The sequence below is a fragment of the Allobosea psychrotolerans genome (assembly GCF_002917105.1).
Lineage (GTDB): Bacteria > Pseudomonadota > Alphaproteobacteria > Rhizobiales > Beijerinckiaceae > Allobosea > Allobosea psychrotolerans.
Map to the genome: position 1 here is coordinate 79,424 of NZ_PQFZ01000009.1, position 23,529 is coordinate 102,952.

Annotated in this window: 22 protein-coding genes; 12 read left to right on the forward strand and 10 right to left on the reverse strand. The window is 65.8% G+C overall.

What is annotated here, in order from left to right; translation table 11 throughout:
• The first annotated feature begins 121 nt into the window (after positions 1–121).
• A complete protein-coding gene (recQ, locus tag CYD53_RS16315) occupies positions 122–1,957 on the forward strand; it encodes a DNA helicase RecQ (RefSeq protein ID WP_103719149.1) in 1,836 nt (611 codons plus the stop codon).
• A gap of 120 nt (positions 1,958–2,077) precedes the next feature.
• Positions 2,078–4,498: a DNA topoisomerase (ATP-hydrolyzing) subunit B gene (gene gyrB, locus CYD53_RS16320; RefSeq protein WP_103719275.1), complete on the forward strand. Its 2,421-nt coding sequence runs from the start codon at positions 2,078–2,080 to the stop codon at positions 4,496–4,498.
• A gap of 151 nt (positions 4,499–4,649) precedes the next feature.
• Here the strand turns inward: gyrB and CYD53_RS16325 are convergent, their stop codons facing one another.
• The 4 genes from CYD53_RS16325 to CYD53_RS16340 all read right to left on the reverse strand — a co-directional run bounded on the left by CYD53_RS16325 (position 4,650) and on the right by CYD53_RS16340 (position 8,288).
• Positions 4,650–5,171, reverse strand: a complete 522-nt coding sequence (locus tag CYD53_RS16325; RefSeq protein ID WP_103719150.1) for a GNAT family N-acetyltransferase — start codon at positions 5,169–5,171, stop codon at positions 4,650–4,652.
• Positions 5,172–5,752: 581 nt separating this feature from the next.
• A complete protein-coding gene (gene hpaI, locus CYD53_RS16330) occupies positions 5,753–6,535 on the reverse strand; it encodes a 4-hydroxy-2-oxoheptanedioate aldolase (protein ID WP_103719151.1) in 783 nt (260 codons plus the stop codon).
• A gap of 8 nt (positions 6,536–6,543) precedes the next feature.
• The gene (hpaH, locus tag CYD53_RS16335; RefSeq protein WP_103719152.1) at positions 6,544–7,326 is read right to left on the reverse strand and encodes a 2-oxo-hept-4-ene-1,7-dioate hydratase; all 783 of its coding nucleotides are present in this window, start codon (positions 7,324–7,326) and stop codon (positions 6,544–6,546) included.
• 68 nt (positions 7,327–7,394) lie between these two features.
• Complete coding sequence (locus CYD53_RS16340; protein WP_103719276.1) at positions 7,395–8,288, reverse strand: dioxygenase family protein; 894 nt, start codon at positions 8,286–8,288, stop codon at positions 7,395–7,397.
• Positions 8,289–8,655: 367 nt separating this feature from the next.
• Here CYD53_RS16340 and CYD53_RS16345 point away from each other — a divergent pair, with 367 nt between their 5' ends.
• Positions 8,656–9,351: a GntR family transcriptional regulator gene (locus tag CYD53_RS16345; protein WP_103719153.1), complete on the forward strand. Its 696-nt coding sequence runs from the start codon at positions 8,656–8,658 to the stop codon at positions 9,349–9,351.
• Positions 9,352–9,372: 21 nt separating this feature from the next.
• Positions 9,373–10,206: a sugar phosphate isomerase/epimerase family protein gene (locus tag CYD53_RS16350; protein WP_103719154.1), complete on the forward strand. Its 834-nt coding sequence runs from the start codon at positions 9,373–9,375 to the stop codon at positions 10,204–10,206.
• Positions 10,207–10,237: 31 nt separating this feature from the next.
• On the opposite strand, the gene CYD53_RS16355 is transcribed toward CYD53_RS16350, so the two are convergent.
• Entirely contained in the window at positions 10,238–10,909 is a 672-nt protein-coding gene (locus CYD53_RS16355) for a TetR/AcrR family transcriptional regulator (protein WP_342751711.1), read from the reverse strand.
• Positions 10,910–11,160: 251 nt separating this feature from the next.
• On the opposite strand from CYD53_RS16355, the gene CYD53_RS16360 reads away from it, so the two are divergent.
• From CYD53_RS16360 to CYD53_RS16390, 7 genes are all read left to right on the forward strand, one after another.
• Entirely contained in the window at positions 11,161–11,829 is a 669-nt protein-coding gene (locus CYD53_RS16360) for an amino acid ABC transporter permease (protein ID WP_103719155.1), read from the forward strand.
• An 11-nt stretch (positions 11,830–11,840) separates the two neighbouring features.
• The gene (locus CYD53_RS16365; protein ID WP_103719156.1) at positions 11,841–12,482 is read left to right on the forward strand and encodes an amino acid ABC transporter permease; all 642 of its coding nucleotides are present in this window, start codon (positions 11,841–11,843) and stop codon (positions 12,480–12,482) included.
• An 86-nt stretch (positions 12,483–12,568) separates the two neighbouring features.
• Complete coding sequence (locus CYD53_RS16370; protein WP_103719278.1) at positions 12,569–13,402, forward strand: transporter substrate-binding domain-containing protein; 834 nt, start codon at positions 12,569–12,571, stop codon at positions 13,400–13,402.
• Positions 13,403–13,432: 30 nt separating this feature from the next.
• Positions 13,433–14,209 (forward strand): amino acid ABC transporter ATP-binding protein, encoded by a 777-nt coding sequence (locus tag CYD53_RS16375; RefSeq protein WP_425428309.1) that lies wholly within the window; start codon positions 13,433–13,435, stop codon positions 14,207–14,209.
• 30 nt (positions 14,210–14,239) lie between these two features.
• A complete protein-coding gene (gene aroQ / locus CYD53_RS16380) occupies positions 14,240–14,689 on the forward strand; it encodes a type II 3-dehydroquinate dehydratase (protein WP_103719280.1) in 450 nt (149 codons plus the stop codon).
• 97 nt (positions 14,690–14,786) lie between these two features.
• Positions 14,787–15,809 (forward strand): Gfo/Idh/MocA family protein, encoded by a 1,023-nt coding sequence (locus tag CYD53_RS16385; protein WP_210202359.1) that lies wholly within the window; start codon positions 14,787–14,789, stop codon positions 15,807–15,809.
• A gap of 43 nt (positions 15,810–15,852) precedes the next feature.
• Positions 15,853–16,686, forward strand: coding sequence for a shikimate dehydrogenase family protein (locus CYD53_RS16390; RefSeq protein WP_103719158.1), 834 nt, complete (start codon positions 15,853–15,855; stop codon positions 16,684–16,686).
• Positions 16,687–16,704: 18 nt separating this feature from the next.
• Here the strand turns inward: CYD53_RS16390 and CYD53_RS16395 are convergent, their stop codons facing one another.
• From CYD53_RS16395 to CYD53_RS16410, 4 genes are all read right to left on the reverse strand, one after another.
• Positions 16,705–17,640 (reverse strand): glutaminase, encoded by a 936-nt coding sequence (locus CYD53_RS16395; RefSeq protein ID WP_103719281.1) that lies wholly within the window; start codon positions 17,638–17,640, stop codon positions 16,705–16,707.
• Positions 17,641–18,054: 414 nt separating this feature from the next.
• Complete coding sequence (locus tag CYD53_RS16400) at positions 18,055–19,062, reverse strand: Hsp33 family molecular chaperone (protein ID WP_103719159.1); 1,008 nt, start codon at positions 19,060–19,062, stop codon at positions 18,055–18,057.
• A complete protein-coding gene (gene argF / locus CYD53_RS16405) occupies positions 19,062–20,009 on the reverse strand; it encodes an ornithine carbamoyltransferase (protein WP_103719160.1) in 948 nt (315 codons plus the stop codon). Before argF ends, CYD53_RS16400 begins: the two co-directional genes overlap by 1 nt.
• Positions 20,010–20,040: 31 nt before the next feature.
• A complete protein-coding gene (locus tag CYD53_RS16410; RefSeq protein ID WP_103719161.1) occupies positions 20,041–21,264 on the reverse strand; it encodes an aspartate aminotransferase family protein in 1,224 nt (407 codons plus the stop codon).
• 550 nt (positions 21,265–21,814) lie between these two features.
• Here CYD53_RS16410 and CYD53_RS16415 point away from each other — a divergent pair.
• A complete protein-coding gene (locus CYD53_RS16415) occupies positions 21,815–22,369 on the forward strand; it encodes a GcrA family cell cycle regulator (RefSeq protein WP_103719162.1) in 555 nt (184 codons plus the stop codon).
• A gap of 170 nt (positions 22,370–22,539) precedes the next feature.
• Here the strand turns inward: CYD53_RS16415 and CYD53_RS16420 are convergent, their stop codons facing one another.
• The gene (locus tag CYD53_RS16420) at positions 22,540–23,445 is read right to left on the reverse strand and encodes a hydrogen peroxide-inducible genes activator (protein ID WP_103719163.1); all 906 of its coding nucleotides are present in this window, start codon (positions 23,443–23,445) and stop codon (positions 22,540–22,542) included.
• Positions 23,446–23,529 lie beyond the last annotated feature (84 nt).

Here is a 23,529-nt window from a genome sequence, read left to right on the forward strand (position 1 = left end):
CTTGCTCGATCTCGGCTTCGCGCTGTTCCATGCGGCCTTCGCCCTGGCCGCCGCGCTTCATCTGTTGGCCGGGCTGTCCTGAGGCTGGCAATCCGCGCGGCGGTCGGGCACACCACTCGTCATGCCGCAATCCCGCGAATCAGACGCCCGCGCGATCCTCAAATCCGTCTTCGGCTATGACGAATTCCGTCCCGGCCAATGGGAGGTGATCGCGGCCGCCCTTGCCGGCGAAGACGTCTTCGCCGTGATGCCGACGGGCTCGGGCAAATCGATGTGCTATCAGCTCCCGGCGCTGGTCGCGGGTGGTCTGACGCTGGTGGTCTCGCCATTGATCGCGCTGATGCGCGACCAGGTCGGGCAATTGACGCGGGCCGGCGTCGCCGCCGCCTCGCTCAACTCGATGAACAGCGAAACGGAAGCCACTGAAGCCTGGGGCAAGCTCAATGCCGGCGAATTGCGCCTGCTCTTCGTTTCGCCGGAGCGCTTGGCGGGCGAGGGGCTGGTCTCGCGCCTGCGCCGGCTCGGCGTGACCCGGCTCGCCATCGACGAGGCGCATTGCGTCTCGCAATGGGGCCATGATTTCCGCCCTGAATATCGCCTTCTCGCCAAGGCGCGCGAGGCTCTGGGCGGCGTGCCGGTGACGGCCCTGACCGCGACCGCCGACCGGCAGACGCGCGAGGACATCGCCCAGCAGCTCTTTCCCAGGCCCCCGCACAGCGTCGTCCACTCCTTCGACCGCCCGAATCTGAAGCTCGCCTTCGCGCCCAAGGACCAGCCCAAGCGCCAGATCGCCGAGTTCCTGACGCGCCATCGTGGCGGCAGCGGCATCGTCTACTGCTCCTCGCGCGGCCGCACCGAGCGCTTGAGCGAGGGCCTGCGCGAGAAGGGCTACAATGCGCTGCCCTATCATGCGGGCATGGAGCAGGGCCTGCGCAACCGCAATCAGGACATCTTCCTGCAGGAGGACGGCGTCGTCGTCTGCGCCACCATCGCCTTCGGCATGGGCATCAACAAGCCCGATGTCCGCTTCGTCGTCCATGCCGACATGCCGGGCTCGATCGAGGGCTATTACCAGGAGATCGGCCGCGCCGGCCGCGATGGCCTGCCTGCCGACACGCTGACCCTCTACGGCATCGAGGACATGGCGCTGCGCCGCCGCCAGATCGAGGAGAAGGCGGTCGAGGACGAGCGCCGCCGGATCGAGCACAAGCGCCTGAACGCCATGATCGACCTGTGCGAATCCGCACTTTGCCGCAGGAGCGCGCTGCTCGCCTATTTCGGCGAGGAGACGCAGACCTGCCGGCATGGCAACGCGCCGATCCGCTGCGATCTCTGCGGCGGCGAAGCCGAGTTGACCGACGCCACGCTCGATGCGCGAAAGCTGCTCTCGGCGGTGGCGCGCTCGGGCCAGCGCTTCGGCGCAGGCCATCTCGCCGACATCCTGACCGGCACCATGTCCGAGACCATCCGCCGCCAGAACCATGATGGGCTGAAGACCTTCGGTGTCGGCCAGGACAAGCCCAAGAGCGCCTGGACCGCATTGACGCGAAAACTCTTCGCCGCCGGCGCCCTGGCCGAGGCCAGCGTCGAGCATGGCGGCTTCTGCCTGACCCCGAGGGGCGAGGATATCCTGTTCGGCCGCGAGGCGATCGCGCTTCGGGCCGATCTCCATGCCGATCGCCGGACGCGTCGCGCCGGGCGCGAGGCGGCCCGCGCCGACGGGCTCGACGAGGGCACGGCCGGGCTGTTCGAGCATCTCAGGCAGCTGCGTCTGTCGATCGCCCGCGAGGAGGGTGTCGCGGCCTACATCATCTTCACCGACCGCACCCTGATCGCGATGGCGCGCGAGCGGCCGCTCGGCCTGGAGGCGATGCGCGCGATCGAAGGCGTCGGCGAGCGCAAGCTCGCGCAATATGGCGAGGCCTTCCTGGAGGCGATCGCGGGGTTTGCGGGCTGATCCAAGCCCGACTCGCGCACGCACGCGTACACGCGTGAAAAAGCCGTCATTACACCCTATATTCAGCCATACGAATCAAGACGATCGCGGATGCCCGCGCCTCCGCCGAAGGACCACGACATGAGCAATGCAGCCCGCGACCTTGAAGATGCCGCCTATGGCGCAGATTCTATCAAGGTTCTCAAAGGCTTGGATGCGGTGCGCAAGCGCCCCGGCATGTATATCGGCGACACCGATGACGGCTCGGGCCTGCATCACATGGTCTATGAGGTGGTCGATAACGCGATCGACGAGGCGCTCGCCGGCCACGCCGACCTCGTCACCGTCACGCTGAACGCCGAGGGTTCGGTCACCGTCACCGATAATGGCCGCGGTATCCCGACCAATATCCACAGCGAGGAAGGCATCTCGGCGGCCGAGGTCATCATGACCCAGCTCCATGCCGGCGGTAAGTTCGACCAGAACTCCTACAAGGTCTCGGGCGGCCTGCACGGCGTCGGCGTCTCCGTGGTGAACGCGCTCTCGGTCTCGCTGAAGCTGCGCATCTGGCGCGGCGGCCAGGAGCATTTCATGGAGTTCCGCCATGGCGATGCGGTCGCGCCCCTCGCGGTCGTGGGGCCGGCCGGCGACAAGCGCGGCACGGAGGTGACCTTCACCCCGTCCCAAGAAACCTTCACCATGATCGAGTTCGACTACAAGACGCTCGAACATCGCCTGCGCGAACTCGCCTTCCTGAATTCGGGCGTCCGCATCGTCCTGACCGACGCCCGCCATGCCGAGGTGGTGCGCGAGGAGTTGATGTATGAGGGCGGCGTCGAGGCCTTCGTGCGCTATCTCGACCGGGCCAAGACCGCGATCATCACCCAGCCGGTGATGCTCTCGGCCGAAAAGGACGGTATCACCGTCGATGTCGCGCTGTGGTGGAACGACAGCTACCACGAGAACGTGCTCTGCTTCACCAACAACATCCCGCAGCGTGACGGCGGCACCCATCTCGCCGGCTTCCGGGCCGCGCTGACGCGCCAGATCACGGGCTATGCCGAGACCTCGGGCATCCTGAAGAAGGAGAAGGTCGCGCTCACCGGCGATGATTGCCGCGAGGGCCTGACCGCGATCGTTTCGGTCAAGGTGCCCGACCCGAAATTCTCCTCGCAGACCAAGGACAAGCTGGTCTCCTCGGAGGTGCGCCCCGTCGTCGAGAACGTCGTCAACCAGGCGCTCTCGACCTGGCTCGAAGAGCACCCGCCCGAAGCCAGGCTGATCGTCGGCAAGGTCGCCGAAGCCGCCGCGGCGCGCGAGGCCGCCCGCAAGGCGCGCGACCTCACCCGCCGTAAGGGCGCGCTCGACATCGCCTCGCTCCCGGGCAAGCTCGCCGACTGCCAGGAACGCGATCCGGCCAAGTCCGAACTCTTCATCGTCGAGGGCGACTCGGCCGGTGGTTCCGCCAAGCAGGGCCGCGCCCGCGAATACCAGGCCGTGCTGCCCTTGCGCGGCAAGATCCTCAATGTCGAGCGGGCCCGCGTCGACAAGATGCTCTCCTCCGAGCAGGTCGGCACGCTGATCATCGCGCTCGGTGCCGGCATCCGCGAAGAGTTCAATATCGAGAAGCTGCGCTACCACAAGATCATCATCATGACCGACGCGGACGTGGACGGCTCCCACATTCGCACCCTGCTCTTGACCTTCTTCTACCGGCAGATGCCGGAGGTGATCGAGCGCGGGCATCTCTTCATCGCCCAGCCGCCGCTCTACAAGGCGGCGCGCGGCAAATCGCAGACCTATCTCAAGGACGAGCGCGCGCTCGAGGATTACCTCGTCGAAACCGCGCTCGATGGCGCGGTCTTCAAGACGAGCGACAGCGCCGAGCGGGCGGGATCCGATCTGCGCGGCCTGATCGAGGAGGCGCGCGGCATCCGCTTCACTCTCGGGCAATTGCATTCGCGCTATGACCGCCGCGTCGTCGAGCAGATGGCGATCGCCGGTGCGCTTCATCCCTTCTCCGAGGACAGCGAAGCGCAGGCCAACGAAAAGGCGGCCGCCGTCGCGGCGCGTCTCGACGCGATCTCCGACGATCTCGAGCGCGGCTGGGAGGGCAAGGTCGCCGATGGCGGTTTCCTGTTCTCGCGGATGGTGCGCGGCGTGAAGCAGGTCGCAGCGATCGATGCCGGCCTGCTCGCCAGCGCAGAGGCACGCAAGCTCGATGCGGCGAGCGCCTCGCTGCAGGAGGCCTATGCCAAGCCCGGCCTGCTCACCCGCAAGGGCGACGACCATACCGTCAACGGCCCCACAGACCTGTTCGACGCCGTGACCGCCATCGGCAAGAAGGGCGTCTCGCTGCAGCGCTATAAAGGTCTCGGCGAGATGAACCCGGAACAGCTCTGGGAAACCACGCTTGATCGCGAAGCCCGCTCGCTGCTGCGCGTCAAGAACGACCAGAACGACGAGGCCGACGACCTCTTCGTCAAGCTGATGGGCGATGTCGTGGAGCCGCGCCGCGAGTTCATCCAGAGCAACGCCCTGACCGCGACGGTCGATACCTGAGCCGCGCTTATCCTACGCTGTCGGCCGACCCACCCTCAAAGGCTGCGATCTCCGTGCCATGCGGCAAGGAGATCGCGCCCGGTAGCGCAGCCGGCTCAATCTGGCCTGCCGGAGGGAACTCGAGGGCATGATCGGCAAGTCGTGCCGAAGATCACGGGTGGAGTTGCTTTCGGATCAGCACCAGGGCTGCATCGTCGGGATAGCTCACCGCAACGAAGCCTTGCTCCCGCTCGAGCTCGATAGCCTCGTGATTCTGGCGGTTTTCCACTGACTCGAGCGTCTTGACGCCTTTCGCCTCGGCGTATTTGGAAACATGGCGAAGCAGTTCCCAGCCCACGCCCCTGTGCTTGTATTCGGCGCGGATCGAGATCGCCACCTCGCCTTTCTCCAAGGCCGGATCGCAGGCCAGCATGGCTGTGGCGATGATCGTCTTTCCGTCCTCGGCAAAGGCGAGGAAGTTCTCGGTCTGCCGATGGTCGATATGCGTCATGGCGACGAGGCGATCATGGCTCACTTCGCGCACGCTGGCGAGAAACCGGAAGCGCAGGTCCTCCAGCGTGACATGGGTGAAGAACTCCGCCAAGCCCTGTTCGTCTTCAAGACGAGCCGGGCGCACGTGAAATGTTAAACCCGTTCGCGTGGTGATGTCGCAGCTCCAGTCAGCCGGCTTCATGTCTTTCTCCTTCACGGGCGCCCGAGCGCTTCCTGTGCATCACGAATCCAGCCGATCTTGGCGACAAGTAATCAGCCATGTCCGGCCGGTCCTGCCGAGCGCACGGTCTTGAACCTTCGTGCAAGAATATTGTAATCGGCCTGAGTTTGGATTGAGCGAGATCAACCCGGGTAGCGGCCATATATTCGAAATGGCTGTGTTTTGGCGCGCAAGCTCGGGTCTAATTCAATTCCACTGCAGACAGGCGGTGATCTGGCGCTGTTTCCCGGCAGTGGTCCGCGCCCAAAAAGAGGCTGCCGAAGGCTGCTGTCCTCGTAAGCCCCCGGCGCAGGAGCCAACTGCCCGCGCTCGCCGAGCGCATGAGAGCGCAGGCGGCCAGCTATCCGCTGGTCACATATGGGACGGTAAAGGGGTGCGTCAGACTTTTTCGACGTCATTCGATTGAGGCACTGATCCGTGTTGGCGGGTCAGTGATGCGCAGGCCGATGGGCTGCCGAGCCCAACGGCGAATCGAGCGAACTTTGAAAGGGAGAGTCTGGTTTACCGGCTGCTTCTCATGGCGAGGCAGAGGCGATCCCGTTTCAGCTGCGCGCGCCGGGCGGGCGCTCGAACTGCTCGCAGAGCGCTTCGCTCGCCCGGACCAGCATCGCCGCATCGACGCCCACGGCCGTGAAGGTGGTGCCGAGCTCGATGCAGCGTGCGGCGAAGGCGTTGTCGGGCGTCAGGATGCCGGCGGGCTTGCCGCAGGCCCTGATACGGCCGATCGCCTTCTCGATCACTGCCTTGACCTCCGGATGGCCGGGCTGGCCGACATGGCCGAGGCTCGCCGCCAGATCGGCAGGGCCGATGAAGACGCCGTCGACGCCATCGACCGAGGCGATCGCCTCCAATTGGTCGAGCGCCTCGCCGGTCTCGATCTGCACGAGCAGGCAGAGCTCTTCATGGGCGCGCCGGCCGTAATCCACGACGCGGCCGAAGCGGGTTGCCCGCGTCACGCCCGAGACGCCCCTGATGCCGTCGGGCGGGTAGCGCATCGCCGAGACCGCGGCCCGCGCCTCCTCGGCGTTCTGGACATAAGGGATCAGCAGGGTCTGCGCGCCGAAATCGAGCAAGCGCTTGATCAGCACCGCGTCGTTGCTGGCAGGGCGCACCACCGCCGAGACCGGATAGGGCGCGACCGCCTGAAGCTGCGCCAGCACAGTCAGCGGATCGCCGGGTGAATGCTCGGTGTCGAGCAGGAGCCAGTCGAAGCCGGAACCCGCGACCGCCTCGGCGGCATAGCTGCCGGGCAGGCTGCACCACAAGCCGATCTGCGAGCGGCCCTGGTTCAGGGCGCGCTTGAAGAGATTGGGCGGGAGTTCCATGGCGAACCTCAACTGAACGAGACGCCGATGGCGCCGAGCGGACCGTAATCGGCCTGGATGACGTCGCCGGCGGCAATGTCGACCGGCCGGGTGAAGGAGCCGGCGAGCACGATCTCGCCTTTCCTCAGCCCCGTTCCGACAGCGTGCAATTTGTCGACGAGCCAGGCAATCCCGGCGGCAGGGTGGCCCATGATCGCGGCCGAGACGCCGGATTCCTCGATGATGCCGTTCTTCGACAGCGTCGCGCCGACCCAGCGGATATCGACATCCATCGGGCGGATCGGCCGTCCACCGACCACGATCGCCCCGAAGGCGGCATTGTCGGCGATGGTGTCGGTGATCGCGCGCGGAACCTCGGTGCGGTAATCGATGATCTCGAGCGCCGGCAGCACCATCTCGGTCGCGCGCATGACGTCGTAGATGCGCGCGCCCGGGCCTTCCAGGTCCTGCCCCATGACGAAGGCGAGTTCGACTTCCAGGCGCGGCTTGATGAAGTCGCTCGCCTTGATCCGGGCGCCGTCATTGTAGAGCGCGTCGTCGAGGATGCAGCCATAATCCGGCTCGGTCATCTTCGACGCCATCTGCATGGCGCGCGAGGTCAGGCCGATCTTGTGGCCGACCATGCGGGCGCCATTGGCAATCCGCGCCTGCGCCCAGAGACCCTGGATGCGGTAGGCGTCCTCGATCTCGATGCCGGGATAGGTCTTGCTGAGCTGGGGGATCGCCTGGCGCGTGCACTCCGCCTGGAGCAATGCGTCCGCGCCCTGCTGGCGCTCACCTTCGGTCAGCATGATGGTCTCCTGTGCGGCTCGTCGGGCTGGCTTGTCGGGCTGGCTTGCGGAATGAAGCGGCGGGTTCGCTACTTGATCGGCGGGCGCGGCAGCACGGTTTCGCCGGGCTCCATCACATAGGTGTAATCCAGCGCGTACCAGGGCGTGGCGATGCCGGCATCGGACGGGTGGGGCTCGTCATGGCGGACATAGTCGCCGAGCAAGGCCCTGGTGACGCCGAACTGAACGTCCGTGTCGATATGCGGATCCTTGGGGTCGTAGACCTGCGAGATCAGCACCTTGAAGCCCGGCTTGACGATCAGCGCATGCAGATGCGCCGGGCGATAGGGATGCCGGTCCTGCGCCGCCAGCAGCCGGCCGACGACGCCGTCGGTCGGGATCGGATAACCGACCATCTTCACGGTTCTGAACCAGAAGCGGCCATCCGCATCGGTGGTGAATTTGCCGCGCAGGTTCATCTCGGCCTGTTCGGGATCCTGATTCTCGTAAAGCCCGACCGGCGAGGCGTGCCAGACATCGACCTCGGCGCCAGCGATGGGTGCGCCGGCCTGGTCGACGACGCGGGCCGTCACCAGCAGCGGATCGCCTGGCGTATCCGAGCGGATGATCGTGCCGCCATTCGCGACACGCGGCGCGTTCAACCGCCAGAACGGGCCGAGCAGCGATTGCGAGGTTTCGGTGTTGCCGCCATCGCCATTGTTGAGCAGGCAGACCAGGGAGGAGACGCCGAGCGAGCCGGCCATCAGCACCATCTCGTTATGGCTGTCGCTGGCGAGCTTGCCGATCTCGTTCAGGAGCGCGGTCGCTTCGCGAAACTCGACTTCGGTCAGGCGCACGTCGCGGATGAAGGCATGGAGATGGGTCACGAGCGAGGCCAGGATTTCGCGCTGCCGCGGGTCTTTCGTGCGCGCCATCACCGCCAGCGCATCGCGCGTCACATCGTGGTGGTTCTCGATGATCATGGCGTCCTCCTTGCGCGCCTCCATCAATTAAAATCGATTATCTGTCAACTCGAAAGACCCGAGCGGGAGTTGCGGAGCTCGTGCCCGCCAGGTGCACCTCGTCAGGTTTTCGGATAAATGGTTTATTTCATACGCCAATTTCGATCGCCTTGCCGCTTTCCGATGACACGGATCGCATCTCCTGGCTTTTCAGGGTTCAGAATTTGACATTAATAATCGATTATTATAGCTATCGGCGATGGCTGAACCGGCATGGCCGAGAGGGGGTGGCAGCATGAGTTTTGTCGCCGATGAGTTGGCCGATGCATTGGCGTCGAGGGCAGGATTTGCCAGAGGTGGGAGTTCCGCCTCCGAGGAACCCGCATCCATGCCCGGCTCACCGACCCATGGTTCAAGCGAGAGCAAGAACACGAAGGCATCGCGTCTGGTCGACCGGCTGCGCGAGGCGATCTTGTCGGGCGAGCTGCGCCCCGGAACCAAGATCAATCTCGACGCGGTCCGGCGTGAACTCGATGTCTCGCTGAGCCCATTGCGCGAGGCGCTGGCTCGCTTGATCGCGGTCGGCCTCGTCGAACTGCACGACAACAAGGGCTATTCGGTCGCGCCGGTTTCATTGAGCAATCTGGCGGAGATCACTCGGCTACGGGTCGAGTTCGAGAGCCTCGCGCTCTCCTCGGCCATCGCCCATGGCGATCTCAGCTGGGAGAGCGATGTCATGCGCGCGCTCCATCGCCTCAACCGCACCGAGCGGGTCGCAGGCGACCCGGCGACGCTGGAAGCCTGGGAACACGCCCATCGCGACTTCCACATGACGCTGATCGCGGGCTGCGGCATGCCGCTGCTGCTGAATTTCTGCGCCATGCTGCATAATCTGAACGATCGCTATCGCAGGGTTTTTCTGGTGGCGCAGGGTGGCGATCGCAATGTCGCCGCCGAACACAGCGAGATCGCGCAGGGCGCGGTGGCGCGCGACGGGAGTTACGCCTGCGAGAAGCTGCGCGAGCATATCCTGCGCACCGGCACCAATCTGCGCGCCCGCCTGTCCGACCAGCTTCAGCCCTGAACCGAGAGGGGCGCTATCCTCATGCAGCTGACATCCGCTTCGCCGCCAGCGCTCGGGATCGCGCATTTCACCACGATCGATGCCGCGCCGCTCGATTTCGTCGCTCTTGCCGCGAAGATCGGCTACGCCACGGTGGGTTTGCGGCTCCACCCGGCTTTCCCGGGCGCCCCGTTCTACGAGATCCGGCCGGGCAGCGCGCTGATGGCCTCGATGCGGGCTTTGCTCGCGAATACGGGCCTGCGCGTCCACGATATCGAATTCGTCGTCATCGACGGCAGCTTCTCGCCGGCCGGTCTGGCGCAGGTTCTCGAAAGCGCGGCCGAACTCGGAGCGAAGCGGCTGAGCGTCTGCGGTGACGATCCCGAGCATGGCCGGCTTGTCGCCAATTTCGCCGCGCTCTGCGATCTGGCGGCCGGCTTCGGCCTGGGCGTCGATCTTGAAAACATGCCCTGGCGGCACGTGGCAAGCATACAGGATGCAGTGCGGGTCGTGCTGGAGGCAGAACGCGCCAATGGCGGCGTGCTCGTCGATGCGCTGCATCTCGCGCGCGGCGGCGGGAGTCCGGCCGATCTGCGGGACATGCCGCGACAGCTCATCAGGAGCGCCCAGCTTTGCGATGCAGCCGCCGGGCGGCCCGCATCGGTCGAGGCGATCATCCAGGAGGCGCGCGGCGGGCGGTTATTGCCGGGGCAAGGCGTCCTGCCCTTGCAGACTCTGCTGGCCGAGCTCCCGGCCGACGCGGTGCTCTCGGTCGAGGTGCCCAATCACGGCGCCCCGGCGCAGGAGCATGCACAGGCCGTCTTCGACGCAGCGATGACGGTGATGGCGGTCCGCGATCTGCCTGGATCGGCCTGAGGCGATGACACAGGCGCCAGATCACGTCCCATCAGCGGCAGACCATCCGCAGCACGGTCTCGATGGCGCTTCGGCGACGGCGCTCGCGCGCCGCGGGGGCCGCCATGTCGTGGCCGAAGACCTGGCGGATGCTGGCCTGGTTCGAGACGTTGTAGAAGCTCAGCGCGCTGATCGTCAGGTGGATGTCGATCGGGTCGAGCCCCTCCCGGAACACGCCTTCCGCCAGCCCGCGCTCATAGACCTCGCGGATCATGTCGATCGCCGAGAGGTTCAGCACGCTGATCTTGGTGGAGGTCGCGAGATGGCGGGCGTGGTGGATATTCTCGATCATGACAAGGCGGACAAAATCCGGATTGTCGGCGTGGTAGTCGAAGGTGAAGCCCGTCAGCGTGGCGATCGCCTCGCGCGGCGGCAGGGCCGCGAGATCCAGGCTGCGCTCGAAGGTGCGGATGCGGGCATAGGCCTCCTCCAGCACGGCCCGGTAGAGACCCTCCTTGTCGCCGAAATAGTAGTAGATCATCCGCTTGCTGTTGGAGGTCTTGGCCGCGATCTCGTCGACGCGAGCGCCGCTGAGGCCGTTCTCCACGAATTCGGCGCGCGCCACCGCGAGGATGTCGCGGCGCACGCCTTCGGGATCCTGCGTCCAGCTCGCCGATTTGCGGCGCTTCGCCGGCACGGGCGGGGCGGTCACCATCCGATTCATCTCGCAACGTTCCAAACCGGTCGCGACCCTAGCGCGCTGCGCGCGGCTGTAAATGGACCAGGCGGTTAATTTTGCTTGACCAATTGAACTATCCCGTACAATTGGAATCGCGGATTGCTGCCAGGCAGGGCGCGCGCCATGCGCGCCGAGCTTTAGACACACGCCAAGGCTCCCGATCAGAGGCGCCGGACATGACGATATAGTGCTCGGACCGACCCGTTCAGAAGGTTGGCCGCTCCAGGGAAAACGCCGTGAACTACACGCTCGACTTCTTGCCCGTCATCGACGGGCTGCCCAGCTTGCTGGCGGCCTGTCTCGGCACGCTCGGATTGGCCCTGGGCGGCATGATCCTCGCGATCATCATCGGGGTCGGCGGCGTGATGCTGCGCGATTCCGGCATCAGGCAGGTGCGCTGGCTCGTCATCGCCTTCGTCGAGCTGATCCGCAACACGCCCTTCCTGGTCCAGATCTATTTCATCTATTTCGCCCTGCCGCTCGCCGGCATCCGGCTCGATCCGACGCCGACGGCGATCATCGCGCTCGGCATCAATGGCGGCGCCTATGCGATCGAGATCATCCGCGGCGGCGTGCAATCGATCGGCAAGGGCCAGATCGAGGCCGGCCTCGCGCTCGGCCTGCACAAGACCCAGGTCTTCCGCCTCATCGTGCTGAAGCCGGCGCTGCGCGCGATCTACCCCTCGCTCACCAGCCAGTTCATCCTGCTCACCCTGACCACGAGCGTGGCCTCGGCGATCGCGGCCTATGAACTGACCTCGGTCGCCCAGAGGATCGAATCCGACAGCTTCCGCAGCTTCGAGGTCTATGGCGCGGTGACGCTGTTCTACCTCGTCATGTCCTGGCTCTTGATGCGGATCTTCGGGCTGATCCAGTCGCGCTATCTCAGCTATCCGGTCAAGTGAGGGAGGGCGTCATGGGTCTCAACGAATTCCTCTTCCTCCTCGCCGGCTTGAAATGGACGCTGGCCCTGTCGGCCATCGGCTTCGTCGGCGGCGGCGTTGCCGGCCTCGTCGTCGCGCTGGCGCGGACCTCCGGCATCGCCCCGCTGGAGCGCGTCGCAGCGAGCTATATCGGCCTGTTCCAGGGCACGCCGCTCCTGATGCAGCTTTTCGTGGTCTACTACGGGCTGGCGCTTGTCGGGCTGAAGCTCGACGCCTGGGTCGCGGTCGCGATCGGCTTCACGCTGCATGCCAGCGCCTATCTCGGCGAGATCTGGCGCGGCTCGATCGAGGCGGTGCCGCGCGGCCAGACCGAGGCCGCCAAGGCATTGAGCCTGAACTACGTCTCGCGGATGAAGGACGTCATCCTGCCGCAGGCGATCCGCATCTCGCTGCCGGCGACGATCGGCTTCCTGGTGCAACTGATCAAGGGCACCTCGCTGGCGGCCATCGTCGGCTTCACCGAATTGGCGCGTGCCGGCAGCATCGTCTCGAACCAGATTTTCCAGCCCCTGCTCGTCTTCGGCATCGTCGGGGCTCTCTACTTCGCCATGTGCTGGCCGCTGTCGCTCTACGGCGCCTGGCTCGAACGCCGCCTCGCCACGGCCACGCGGTGAAGGGGGCCGGCACAACGCTCCACCACGCCTGACTCAAGATGCCTACCCCACAAGAAGCCAACCCAGGGAGAGAGACCATGACTGACTTGACCCGCACGACTCTGAACCGCCGTCACCTGCTGCTCGGCGCTTCGGTCGCCCTTGCCGCGCCCGCCCTTCTGACCCGGCCCGCGCGGGCGATCACGCCAGCCGAGATCAAGAGCAAGGGCAAGCTCGTCATCGGCATCCAGGGCGACAACCCGCCCTTCGGCTTCGTCAACACCAGCGGCAAGCAGGAAGGGTTTGACGCCGATGTCGGCGAGCTGTTCGCCAAGGAGCTCGGCGTTACCGTCGAATTCGTGCCGCTCGCCGTGGCCAACCGCATTCCCGCGCTGACCGCCGGCCGCGTCGACATCCTGTTCGCGACCATGGCGATGCTGCCGGAGCGCGCCAAGGCGGTGCAGTTCTCCAAGCCCTATGTCGCGAACTACATCACGCTGGTCGCGCCGAAGGCGACCGTGGTGAAGACCAATGCCGATATGGGCAAGCTCGTCATCGGCGTGCCGCGCGCCAGTGTCCAGGACGCGCAGATCACCAAGAATGCTCCAGAAGGCACGACGATCCGCCGCTTCGACGACGATGCCGCGACCATCCAGTCGCTGCTTTCGGGCCAGGTCCAGGCCGTCGGCGGCAACATGTTCTATGTCCAGCGGCTCAACGCGCAGAAGCCCGATGGATTCGAAGACAAGCTCGAATTCACCCGGCTCTACAACGGCGCCTGCACGCGGCTCGGCGAGAAGGAGATCAATGCGGCGACGAACGCCTTCATCGACAAGATCGTGGGCAATGGCGAGCTTGCGAAGATCTATGCGAAGTGGATGAAGGTTCCGATGCCGAGCTTTCCCAACAGCGTTGAAGGCGTCTCCTTCGTCGTCAGCTGACGCCCTCTCCCGCAGCCGGAGCCCTCAGTCATGACCAACCATGCCACGACCCCGCCCGCCGCCACGGACACGCCCATGATCGTGATGGAGAGCGTCGAGAAATGGTATGGCGGGTTCAAGGCCCTGACCGGCATCAACCTCTCGGTCCGCGCAGGCGAGAAGATCGTCCTGTGCGGGCCGTCAGGGTCGGGTAAATCGACCCTGATCCGCTGCATCAACCATCTCGAAGCCTATGAGAAGGGCGCCATCCGTGTCGATGGCATCACGCTCGGCGATGATTCCAGCACGATCGACGCCGTCCGGCGCGAGGTCGGCATGGTCTTCCAGAACTTCAACCTGTTTCCGCATCTGACCGTGCTGCAGAACTGCACGCTCGCTCCGATGCGCACGCTGCGCCAGGGCCGGAAAGAAGCCGAAGCCACGGCGCGTCGCCTGCTCGACCGGGTCAAGATCCTCGAGCAGGCCGACAAATACCCGGCCCAGCTCTCGGGCGGTCAGCAGCAGCGCGTTGCGATTGCGCGCGCGCTCTGCATGGGTCCCAAGGTGATGCTCTTCGACGAACCGACCTCGGCGCTCGACCCCGAGATGGTCAAGGAGGTGCTCGACACCATGGTCGCGCTCGCCGAGGAGGGCATGACCATGATCTGCGTCACCCATGAGATGGGTTTTGCCCGCCAGGTCGCCGACCGCGTCATCTTCATGGCTTCAGGCGAGATCGTCGAGGAGGCCCCGCCCGAGGTCTTCTTCAGCAAACCCAGCCACGCCCGCACCAAGCAGTTTCTCGGCGAGATCCTGCGTGGGCATTAGAGCTTTGCGCGCCAGCTACCGGAGCCGATGATGAGCCGCCTCGTCTATGTCCTGAACGGACCCAATCTCAACCTGCTCGGAAAGAGGCAGCCGCACATCTACGGCCATGTCACATTGGCCGATGTCGAAGCCGAATGCCGCGAGCTTGCCGGCGAATTGAAGCTCGACCTCCGCTTCCATCAGAGCAACCGCGAATACGAGATCATCGACTGGATCCACGCGGCCCGGGAGGAGGCTGGCGGCATCGTCATCAACCCGGCCGCCTTCACCCATACCTCGGTGGCGATCCTCGATGCGCTCAACACCTTCGAGCCGCCGGTCGTCGAGGTGCACATCTCCAATGTCCATAAACGCGAGGCCTTCCGGCACCATTCCTATGTCTCGCTGCGGGCCGATGGCGTCATCGCCGGCTTCGGTACGCAGGGCTACTCGCTCGCCTTGCAGCGGGTCGCGCGATTGATCGACGAGAAGGCGGCCTGATCGGCAAGCGCCATGCCGAACATGTCGCGACGGGCGCGATCGACTGAAGTATCCGGTTCTCGCGGCCGAACAACTCAACTCTCCGAGGAGATGCATGATGGATGACACGGGATCGCGGCCGCTGCGCATCGGCGTGCTGGGCGCGGCGAACATCGCGCGCGCCTTTACCAGCGGGGTTGCGCCTTCAAAGACCGTGACGGTCGCGGCGGTTGCGAGCCGCGATGCCGGCAAGGCGCAGCGCTTCGCGCAGGAATGCGGGATCCCGCGGTCGCACGGCTCCTATGAGGCCCTGCTGGCGGATCCGGAGATCGACGCGATCTACAATCCGCTGCCGAATTCGCTCCATGCGGAATGGTCGATCCGCGCCATGGAAGCGGGCAAGCATGTGCTCTGCGAAAAGCCGCTGGCGATGACGGCGGTCGAGGCGCGCGCCATGTTCGCAGCCGCGAGGCGGCTGGGACGCCATCTCGTCGAGGCCTATCCCTATCGCGCCCAGCCACAGACCCTGAAGCTGCGCGATTTGCTGGCGGAGGGCGCGATCGGCAAGGTCCAGTTGATCCGCTCCAGCTTCGGCGTCGCCTTTTCCGACCCGAGCAATATCCGCCTGAAGCCGGAGGTCGGCGGTGGCGCGCTGCTCGATGCCGGCAGCTATGCCGTCAGCCTCGCGCTGCTGGCCGCGGGCGAACGACCCGAACGCGTCAGCGCCATGGCGCGCTGGAGCGAGACCGGCGTCGATCTCAGCGTCGTGGCGTCATTGGAATTCCCGAACGGCGCGCTGGCGCAGATCTCCTGCAGCTTCGCCACGGCCTATCACCGCCACGCCCTGATCGCCGGCGACGCCGGGACGATCGAGACCAGCTACCTCAACCATCCCCCGGCCGGCGGCCCGCCGATCCTGACGCTGCGGCGTGGAACCACCATCGCGGCTGTGCCTGAGATCATCGAAGTCGCGCCCGGCAACGGCTTCCTGGCCGAAGCCGAATCCTTCCAGCGCCTCGTGACGCAAGGGCCCGCCTATTGGACCGGTGCGACACCCGCCGAATCCATCGACATCGCCCTCACCCTGGACGCGATCGGCCAGAGCGCGCGCTCGGGCGCGGCCGTGACGATCACGGGATGAGGAGCCGGCATCGGCCAAGCCAGACCATGAAAGCCAGTTCGCCATGATACGCGGCACGACGAAGCTCATCGCCCATCTCGGCTACCCGACCGAGTCCTTCAAGGCGCCGATGATCTACAATCCCTATTTCGAGCAGCACGGCATCGATGCCGTCGTCGTGCCGATGGGCTGCAAGGCGCAGGATTATGCCGCCTTTCTCAAGCCGCTGTTCAGGCTCTCCAACATTCATGGCGCACTCGTCACCATGCCGCACAAGGTCGCGACGATCGCGCTCCTGGACGAGGTCATGACCACGGCGAAGGTCGCGGGCGCCTGCAACGCGATCCGCCTTGGTCCCGATGGATCGCTTATCGGCGACATGTTCGACGGCGAAGGCTTCGTGCGCGGCGTCCTGCGCAAGGGCCGCACGCTCCTGGGCGCGCGCGCGCTCGTGGTCGGCGCGGGCGGTGTCGGCTCCGCCATCGCGGCCTCGCTGGCCAGGGCGGGCGTCGCCGAGCTTGCCTTGTTCGACGCCTATACTCCCATGGCGGAGGGGCTCGGCGAGCGCCTGCGGGTCCATTATCCCAGGCTCGAGGTCTCGGTCGGCTCCAACGACCCCGCCGGCTACGATATCGTCGTCAATGCGACGCCGCTCGGCATGAAGGAGGGCGATCCGCTGCCGGTCGACGTCGAGCGCATCGCGCCCTCGGCCTTTGTCGGCGAGGTCGTGATGAAGCAGGAGATCACGCCCTTCCTGGCGGCGGCCCGCGCCCGTGGCTGCGCCTTCCAGATCGGCACCGACATGCTGTTCGAGCAGATCCCGGCCTATCTGGAGTTCTTCGGATTTCCCGCGGCCACTGCGGACGAACTCCGGGCGGTTTCACGGATCGCCTATTGAGCAGGCCATGCGAAGGCCTCAACTCATCGCGCTGAAAACCGACCAGCCCGTCGCTTCGGCCACGCGTTCCAGCGCCAGCGTGCCCAGCTTGGAGTTGCCATTGGCGTTCAGCCCGGGCGACCAGACCGCGATCGAGGCCTTTCCCGGCGCGATCGCCAGAATTCCGCCGCCGACACCCGATTTCCCCGGCAATCCGACGCGGAAGGCGAAGTCGCCCGAGGCGTCGTAATGGCCACAGGTCAGCATCAGCGCGTTGATGCGGCGCGCCCGCTGGGCCGAGACGACCCGCGCACCGCCGGGCTGGTAGAGCCCGCCATGCATCAGATAGCGCCCGGCCATGGCGAGCTGCCGGCACGTCATCGCGATGGCGCATTGATGGAAATAGACGCCCAGCGTCAGCTCCGGCGCGTGCTGGATGTTGCCGAAGGCCTTCATATAGTTGGCCAGAGCGACATTGCGGAATCCGGTCGCCTGCTCGGCGCGCGCCACCGCCTCGTCGATGGTGATCATGTCGTCATCAGCGAGATAGCGCACGAAGCGCAGCAATTCGCCGATGGCCACGCGCGGCTCATGGCCGGCGAGGTTGATGTCGGCGACGACCAGCGCGCCCGCATTGATGAAGGGGTTGCGCGGAATGCCCTGTTCGCGTTCGAGCTGGACGATCGAGTTAAAGGGCGTGCCGGAGGGCTCGCGGCCGACGCGACGCCAGAGCGTGTCGCCGACCTTGCCGAGCGCCTGCGTCAGCGCGAACACCTTCGAGACGCTCTGGATCGAGAAGGCCTGCTCGGCGTCGCCAGCGGCATGGATCGCGCCATCCGCCGTGACGATGCAGAGCCCGAAGCGGCTGGGGTCGATCATGGCCAGAGGGGGAATATAGGTCGCGACCGCGCCGCGATCCTCGGCTGCCGCCATCTCCTGGGCGATATCGCGGACCAATCGGGTTATGTCCGTCACGCTTTCCACCCCCGCCGGCCTTGCGGCCCGTCCGGGCGCAACAAGCCCGAGCGAACCGGATGGGTCAAGCGCGCCGCGGGATGACGGCCGTTGCGCTGCGCCGGGATCTGTCGTGACCTTCAGCGCGGGAAAATAGACCGCCGGGAGCCGATGCGACACAGATGGCCGCAATCTCTGCCCTGGTGCTGCGGTCTTGTCTCACCCTGCTCGCCGCAGCGCGCCCGCTCGAACGCGAGCTGCCGCCAAGACAGGCCGCGCATCCGTCACGGCTTCGCCGATCCACGTTCCCCCAGCAGGGGGAAAGGAATCGCGCGCGCCGAAAGTCCCGCCGGCTCATCGCCGGGAGGGTATCGGGTCTGGCTTTGTGCGCATCCTGAAGGGTGCGCGGGGCCGTTTGACGCTTTGGCCCGCACCCTATTCCGCCGCCGGCAATCCCGCCTCGACCTCCGACGCCTCGAAGGTATAGCGCCGCGAGCAGAATTCGCAGGTCACGCCGAGCGTGCCGTCATCGGCGACCATCGCCATGCGGTCCTCGGCCGAGAAGCCGCGCAGCATGCCGAGCACGCGCTCGCGTGAGCAGCGGCAGGCCTCCTGCACCACGACCGGCTCGAAGACGCGCGCGCCGCGCTCATGGAACAGCCGGTAGAGCAGGCGTTCGCTCTCCAGCATCGGGTCGAGCAATTCATGGTCCTCGACCGTCTCGACCAGCGAGCGCGCCTCGGCCCAGGAATCGTCGCTGATGCCGTCCGGGTCGGTGCTGGTCAAGATCTCATGGCCCTCGGGCGCATCGCCGGGATGCAGGTCGGCAGCGCGCAGCCGATCGGGCGAATGCGGCATGAACTGCACCAGCAATCCGCCGGCGCGCCATTCCCGGCCCGCGCCGGTGACGACGCTGCCGACGCCGAGCCGGATGCGGCTGGGAATCTGCTCCGACTGGCGGAAATACTGGTGCGCCGCCTCTTCCAGGCTCTGCCGGTTCAGCGCCACGACGCCCTGATAGCGCGTGGTCTGCGAGCCCTGGTCGACCGTCATGGCGAGATGGCCTTCGCCGAGCAGGTCGCCGGTGCTCAGATTGCCCGAGGCCACCGCCTGTTCCAGCTTGGCCTCGTCGATATGCGCGACGGCGCGATAAGTGTCGGGCGCGTTGAAATCGACGACCATCATCGAGATCGGCCCGTCGCTCTTGGTCTGGAGCTGAAAGCGGCCCTCGAACTTCAACGCCGTCCCGAGCAGCACGGTCAGCGCCGCCGCCTCGCCGAGCACGCGCGCGACGACTTCCGGATAGTCGTGCCGGCCGAGAATGGTGTCGATCGAGGGGCCGAGCCGCACGACGCGACCGCGCACATCGAGATCGGGCACCGTGAACGGCACCACCCGGTCGTCGAGCAGGGCGACGCCTGCCCCCAGATCATCGGCCGCCATCAGGCGGAAACTCCGCCGAAGCACCAGGCCAGGATGCCCTTCTGCGCGTGCAGTCGGTTCTCGGCCTCGTCGAACACGGCCGATTGCGGCCCGTCCATCACGGAATCGGTGACCTCCTCGCCGCGGCTCGCCGGCAGGCAATGCATGAAGATCGCATCCTTCCCGGCGCGGTCGAGCAGGCGGTCATCGACCTGGTAGGGCCGCAGCAGGTTGTGGCGCGTGCCTTCCTCGTCGCCCATCGAGACCCAGCAATCGGTGATGACGCAATCGGCGCCCTCGACCGCCGCTTCCGGCCGCGTCGTCAGCTTCAGCTTCGCACCCTGGTCGCGGGCCCAGTCGAGCAGCGCCGGAGGAGGGGCGAGCTCGTCGGGCGTCGCGATGGCAAGCTCGAAATCGAGCCGGCCCGCGGCATGGATCCAGGAGGTCAGGACATTGTTGGTGTCGCCGGTCCAGGCGATGCGCTTGCCCTTGATCGGGCCCTTGCGCTCCTCGAAGGTCATGACGTCGGCCATGACCTGGCAGGGATGCTGGCGCTTGGTCAGCCCGTTGATCACCGGCACGGTGGCGTATTTCGACATCTCGACCACGGCGTCATGGTCGAGCATGCGGATCATGATCGCGTCGACATAGCGCGAGAGCACGCGGGCCGTATCGGCGATGGTTTCGCGCTCGCCGAGCTCGATCTCCTGGCCGGTCACCATCATCGGCGAGCCGCCGAGTTCGCGGATGCCGACATCGAAGGAGACGCGCGTGCGCAGGGAGGGCTGCTCGAAGATCATGGCGATGACCTTGCCCTCGAGCAGACGATCCCCGGCCGCATCAGGAGTGCGCCGGCGCGCCTTGATCTCTTCGCCGGCGCGCAGGATGGCACGCAGTTCCTTGGTCGAGAAATCGGAGATGTCGAGGAAATGGCGCGTCACGGGCGCTTCCTTCACGTCGTGGGTCATGGCAGGTCTTGGGTCATGAAAAGAGCAGGGCTTATTCGGCGGCGGGGCGCTTCAGCGTGGCCTCAACGCCGCGCGCGGCCTGGTCGAGCCGCGAGACCGCCTCGGAGACCTCGGCATCGCTGATGATCAAGGGCGGCAGCAGGCGTACGACATTGTCGCCGGCGGCGACGACGAGCAGGCCGGCGGCGCGCGCTTCCGCAACGAAATCGGTGTTCGGCGTGCGCAGCTTCAGCCCGAGCATCAGCCCCTCCCCGCGAATCTCCTCGATCACGTCGGGATGCTGGTCCTTGAGCTGGGCCAGCGACTGGCGCAGCCGCAGGCTGGTCTGCGCGACCTTTTCGATGAAGCCATCGCCGAGAATGACATCGAGCACGGCGTTGCCGACCGCCATGGCGAGCGGGTTGCCGCCAAAAGTGGTGCCATGCGTGCCGAGCGTCATGCCCGAGGCCGCCTCTTCGGTCGCCAGGCAGGCGCCCATCGGGAAACCACCACCGATGCCCTTGGCGATCGACATGATGTCGGGCGCCACGCCGGCATGCTCATAGGCGAAGAACTTGCCGGTGCGGCCGACGCCGGTCTGGATCTCGTCGAAGATCAGCATCAGCCCGTGCTCGTCGCAGAGCTCGCGCAACCGCCGCAGCATGCGCGGCGGCACCGAGCGCAGGCCGCCCTCGCCCTGGATCGGCTCGATCATCAGGGCTGCGGTCTCGGGGCCGATCGCGGCCTTCAGCGCGGCCTCGTCGTCGAACGGCACCTGGTCGAAACCGTCGACCTTGGGGCCGAAGCCGTCGATGTATTTCTGCTGGCCGCCGGCGGCGATGGTCGCCAGCGTCCGGCCATGGAAGGCACCCTCGAAGGTGATGATGCGGTAGCGCTCGGGATGGCCCTTCGCCGCATGGTACTTCCGCGCCATCTTGATGGCGCACTCATTCGCCTCGGCGCCTGAATTGGTGAAGAAGACGCGCTCCGCGAAGGTCGCCTCGCAGAGCCGGCGCGCCAGCTTCTCGCCATCGGGCATCGTGTAGAGGTTGGAGGTGTGCCAGATCTTGCCCGCCTGCTCGGTCAGGGCCTTGACCAGATGCGGATGGGCGTGGCCGAGCGAATTGACGGCGATGCCGGCGCCGAAATCGAGATAGCGCGTGCCGTCACTGGTGATCGCCCAGGCGCCTTCGCCACGCTCGAAGGCGACGGGGGCGCGGGCATAGGTCGGCAACAATACGGACGGGGCAGTGGAAACAGGAACGGCGGATGACATGGAGACGGTCCTCGCGACGGGGCGGATGAGAACGGAAGGGCGCTGAGCTTGAACGACAATCTGGGCGCGAGCCGGCATCTTGCCAGCATCATGCGACCCGACGGCGACGTTATCGTCGCAGCCAGTTCCTGATCTCTCGTCGCGCCGTCATCCGCATCGCAGGAAGACCCTGATCCGTCAAAAACATAAGCGCCGCCCAAAGGGGCGGCTCGACATGGCTGACTATGCAAAAGCGGTCGGGCGCTGTCAATTGCGCCGCAAGCGGATTCATGCCGCTGCGTCAGCGTTGCCGAATGGATTCACTTGACGAGACATTCACGAATGGCCTGGGGAAAAGCCGTTTTCCGATTCGCAGACTCTTGTCGCCGAGTCCCGCCATCTTGTATGATCTCAACAGTCAGATACGACATCTCGTGCGGCGTCCCCTGTACCGTCAGTTCCGGGTGTAACAGCTTCCGTTGAGCAACGGGCGCTGCCGGTCATGGATTCCGTCATGAGCCACCCTGGCCCGGGCCCGCAAGGGGCTGGGCGGAGACGATAGGTGAAGCCGATGAACGAAGCCGGAGCATGGACGGAAGAACGCGTCGAGCTTCTCAAGAAGCTCTGGAGCGACGGCCTGAGCGCCAGCCAGATCGCGGGTGAGCTCGGCAGCGTCACGCGCAATGCCGTGATCGGAAAAGTCCACCGTCTCGGCCTGTCCGGCCGGGCCAAGAACCCTGCTGCGGCAAGCACGCCGCGCGCCAGCACGCCGCGCAAGGCGCCGACCCGCTCGCCGAGCCATCCGATGGCTGGCGCTCATGCCGGCATGACCCGCGGCAACAATGCGCTCGCTCCGCAATATGCCGCCGAAGCGGATGCCGAGGCCGAGCAGGAGACCGTCCTCTCCGAGGATGTGGTGGTGCCGTTCTCCGAACGTGTCACCATCATGGACCTGCGCGAATATATGTGCCGCTGGCCGATGGGCGATCCGACGACGCCGGAATTCCGCTTCTGCGGCGGCCGCTCGCAGACCGGCATGCCCTATTGCACCTACCACTCGCGCATCGCCTACCAGCCGGCGGCGGATCGCAGGCGCGACCGCAGCAAGATGGCCGGACGAGGCTGAGACTCAACAGCAATCCAGGCGCTCGATTTTGCCGAGCGCCTCACGCTCTCCCGATACCGCCCGCCGCCCGACTTTCTCCTTGTCTTCGGCGGGCGGCGACTTTTCCGGCCGGATGTCCCTGTCAACCAGGGCTTGTCGCACTGGTGGTTCCGACGCCAAGCTTGCGGTCTCTAAGACCGAGCGGCCCCGGCCGAGAGGCGCACAGCTTCGGAAATCTGCGAAAACTGCTTGGATAGCGGGCTCGTCTTGCGCCAGACCATGCCGATCGTGCGCGACGGCTGGGGCGGTTTGAAGCGTGTGACGGATACCGAAGCCGAACGTGTCTCGACCGCTACGGCCATCTCCGGAAGCAAGGTCACCCCCAGCCCCGCATCGACCATCTGCACCAGGGTCGACAGCGAGCTTGCATCCAGCAGATCGCGCGACTGCACCGCACGCGGGTTCTTGTTGCAGAATGAGAGGGCCTGCTCGCGAAAGCAGTGTCCTTCTTCGAGCAGCAGCAAACGCATTTCGCGAAGCGCTTCGGGATTGGGAGCGGGTTTGCCCGCGTCCTCGCCGGGCCGGACGAGGACGAAGCTTTCCGTGAACAGGGTGGTTTCGGTCAATGAAGGCTCCGATACCGGCAAGGCGACGATCGCCATGTCGAGCCGGCCTTCATTCAGTTCCTGAACCAGCTTCGGCGTCAGCGTCTCCCGCACATGCAGGTCAAGGCCGTTATAAAGACGGTTCAGCTCGCCGATAAGGCTCGGCAGCAGATAGGGCGCGACCGTCGGTATCACGCCGATGCGCAGCCTCTCGACCAGCCCGCCGCGGGAGCTGCGCGCATAGTCTTCCAGCTCCTCGAGCGAACGCAGGATGTCCTTGCTGCGCAGGGCGATCTCCTCGCCGAAGCTCGTCAACCGGAGCTGACGCCTGTCTCTCTCGAAGAGCTCGGCGCCGAGCTCCTCCTCGAAGGCCTTGATCTGCATGGACAGGGCCGGCTGGGAGATCGCGCAGCTCTCCGCCGCGCGCCCGAAGTGACCGTGGCGCGTCAGCGCCTCGAAATAGCGCAGCTGCTTCAGTGTCAGGTTCGTCATAATCTCAGCTTATCGCTACAATCAGAAAATCAGAATTAATATAATGAAGCTCCTTTGCTAAGAGGCTCTCAGCGGCGTTCCGCG

Bases quoted from the DNA above. Each gene is read 5' to 3' on its own strand.
- recQ (WP_103719149.1), top strand. From the start codon at position 122: ATGCCGCAATCCCGCGAATCAGACGCCCGCGCGATCCTCAAATCCGTC.
- gyrB (WP_103719275.1), top strand. From the start codon at position 2,078: ATGAGCAATGCAGCCCGCGACCTTGAAGATGCCGCCTATGGCGCAGAT.
- CYD53_RS16325 (WP_103719150.1), bottom strand. From the start codon at position 5,171: ATGAAGCCGGCTGACTGGAGCTGCGACATCACCACGCGAACGGGTTTA.
- hpaI (WP_103719151.1), bottom strand. From the start codon at position 6,535: ATGGAACTCCCGCCCAATCTCTTCAAGCGCGCCCTGAACCAGGGCCGC.
- hpaH (WP_103719152.1), bottom strand. From the start codon at position 7,326: ATGCTGACCGAAGGTGAGCGCCAGCAGGGCGCGGACGCATTGCTCCAG.
- CYD53_RS16340 (WP_103719276.1), bottom strand. From the start codon at position 8,288: ATGATCATCGAGAACCACCACGATGTGACGCGCGATGCGCTGGCGGTG.
- CYD53_RS16345 (WP_103719153.1), top strand. From the start codon at position 8,656: ATGCCCGGCTCACCGACCCATGGTTCAAGCGAGAGCAAGAACACGAAG.
- CYD53_RS16350 (WP_103719154.1), top strand. From the start codon at position 9,373: ATGCAGCTGACATCCGCTTCGCCGCCAGCGCTCGGGATCGCGCATTTC.
- CYD53_RS16355 (WP_342751711.1), bottom strand. From the start codon at position 10,909: ATGAATCGGATGGTGACCGCCCCGCCCGTGCCGGCGAAGCGCCGCAAA.
- CYD53_RS16365 (WP_103719156.1), top strand. From the start codon at position 11,841: ATGGGTCTCAACGAATTCCTCTTCCTCCTCGCCGGCTTGAAATGGACG.
- CYD53_RS16375 (WP_425428309.1), top strand. From the start codon at position 13,433: ATGACCAACCATGCCACGACCCCGCCCGCCGCCACGGACACGCCCATG.
- aroQ (WP_103719280.1), top strand. From the start codon at position 14,240: ATGAGCCGCCTCGTCTATGTCCTGAACGGACCCAATCTCAACCTGCTC.
- CYD53_RS16385 (WP_210202359.1), top strand. From the start codon at position 14,787: ATGGATGACACGGGATCGCGGCCGCTGCGCATCGGCGTGCTGGGCGCG.
- CYD53_RS16390 (WP_103719158.1), top strand. From the start codon at position 15,853: ATGATACGCGGCACGACGAAGCTCATCGCCCATCTCGGCTACCCGACC.
- CYD53_RS16400 (WP_103719159.1), bottom strand. From the start codon at position 19,062: ATGGCGGCCGATGATCTGGGGGCAGGCGTCGCCCTGCTCGACGACCGG.
- argF (WP_103719160.1), bottom strand. From the start codon at position 20,009: ATGACCCACGACGTGAAGGAAGCGCCCGTGACGCGCCATTTCCTCGAC.
- CYD53_RS16410 (WP_103719161.1), bottom strand. From the start codon at position 21,264: ATGTCATCCGCCGTTCCTGTTTCCACTGCCCCGTCCGTATTGTTGCCG.
- CYD53_RS16415 (WP_103719162.1), top strand. From the start codon at position 21,815: ATGAACGAAGCCGGAGCATGGACGGAAGAACGCGTCGAGCTTCTCAAG.
- CYD53_RS16420 (WP_103719163.1), bottom strand. From the start codon at position 23,445: ATGACGAACCTGACACTGAAGCAGCTGCGCTATTTCGAGGCGCTGACG.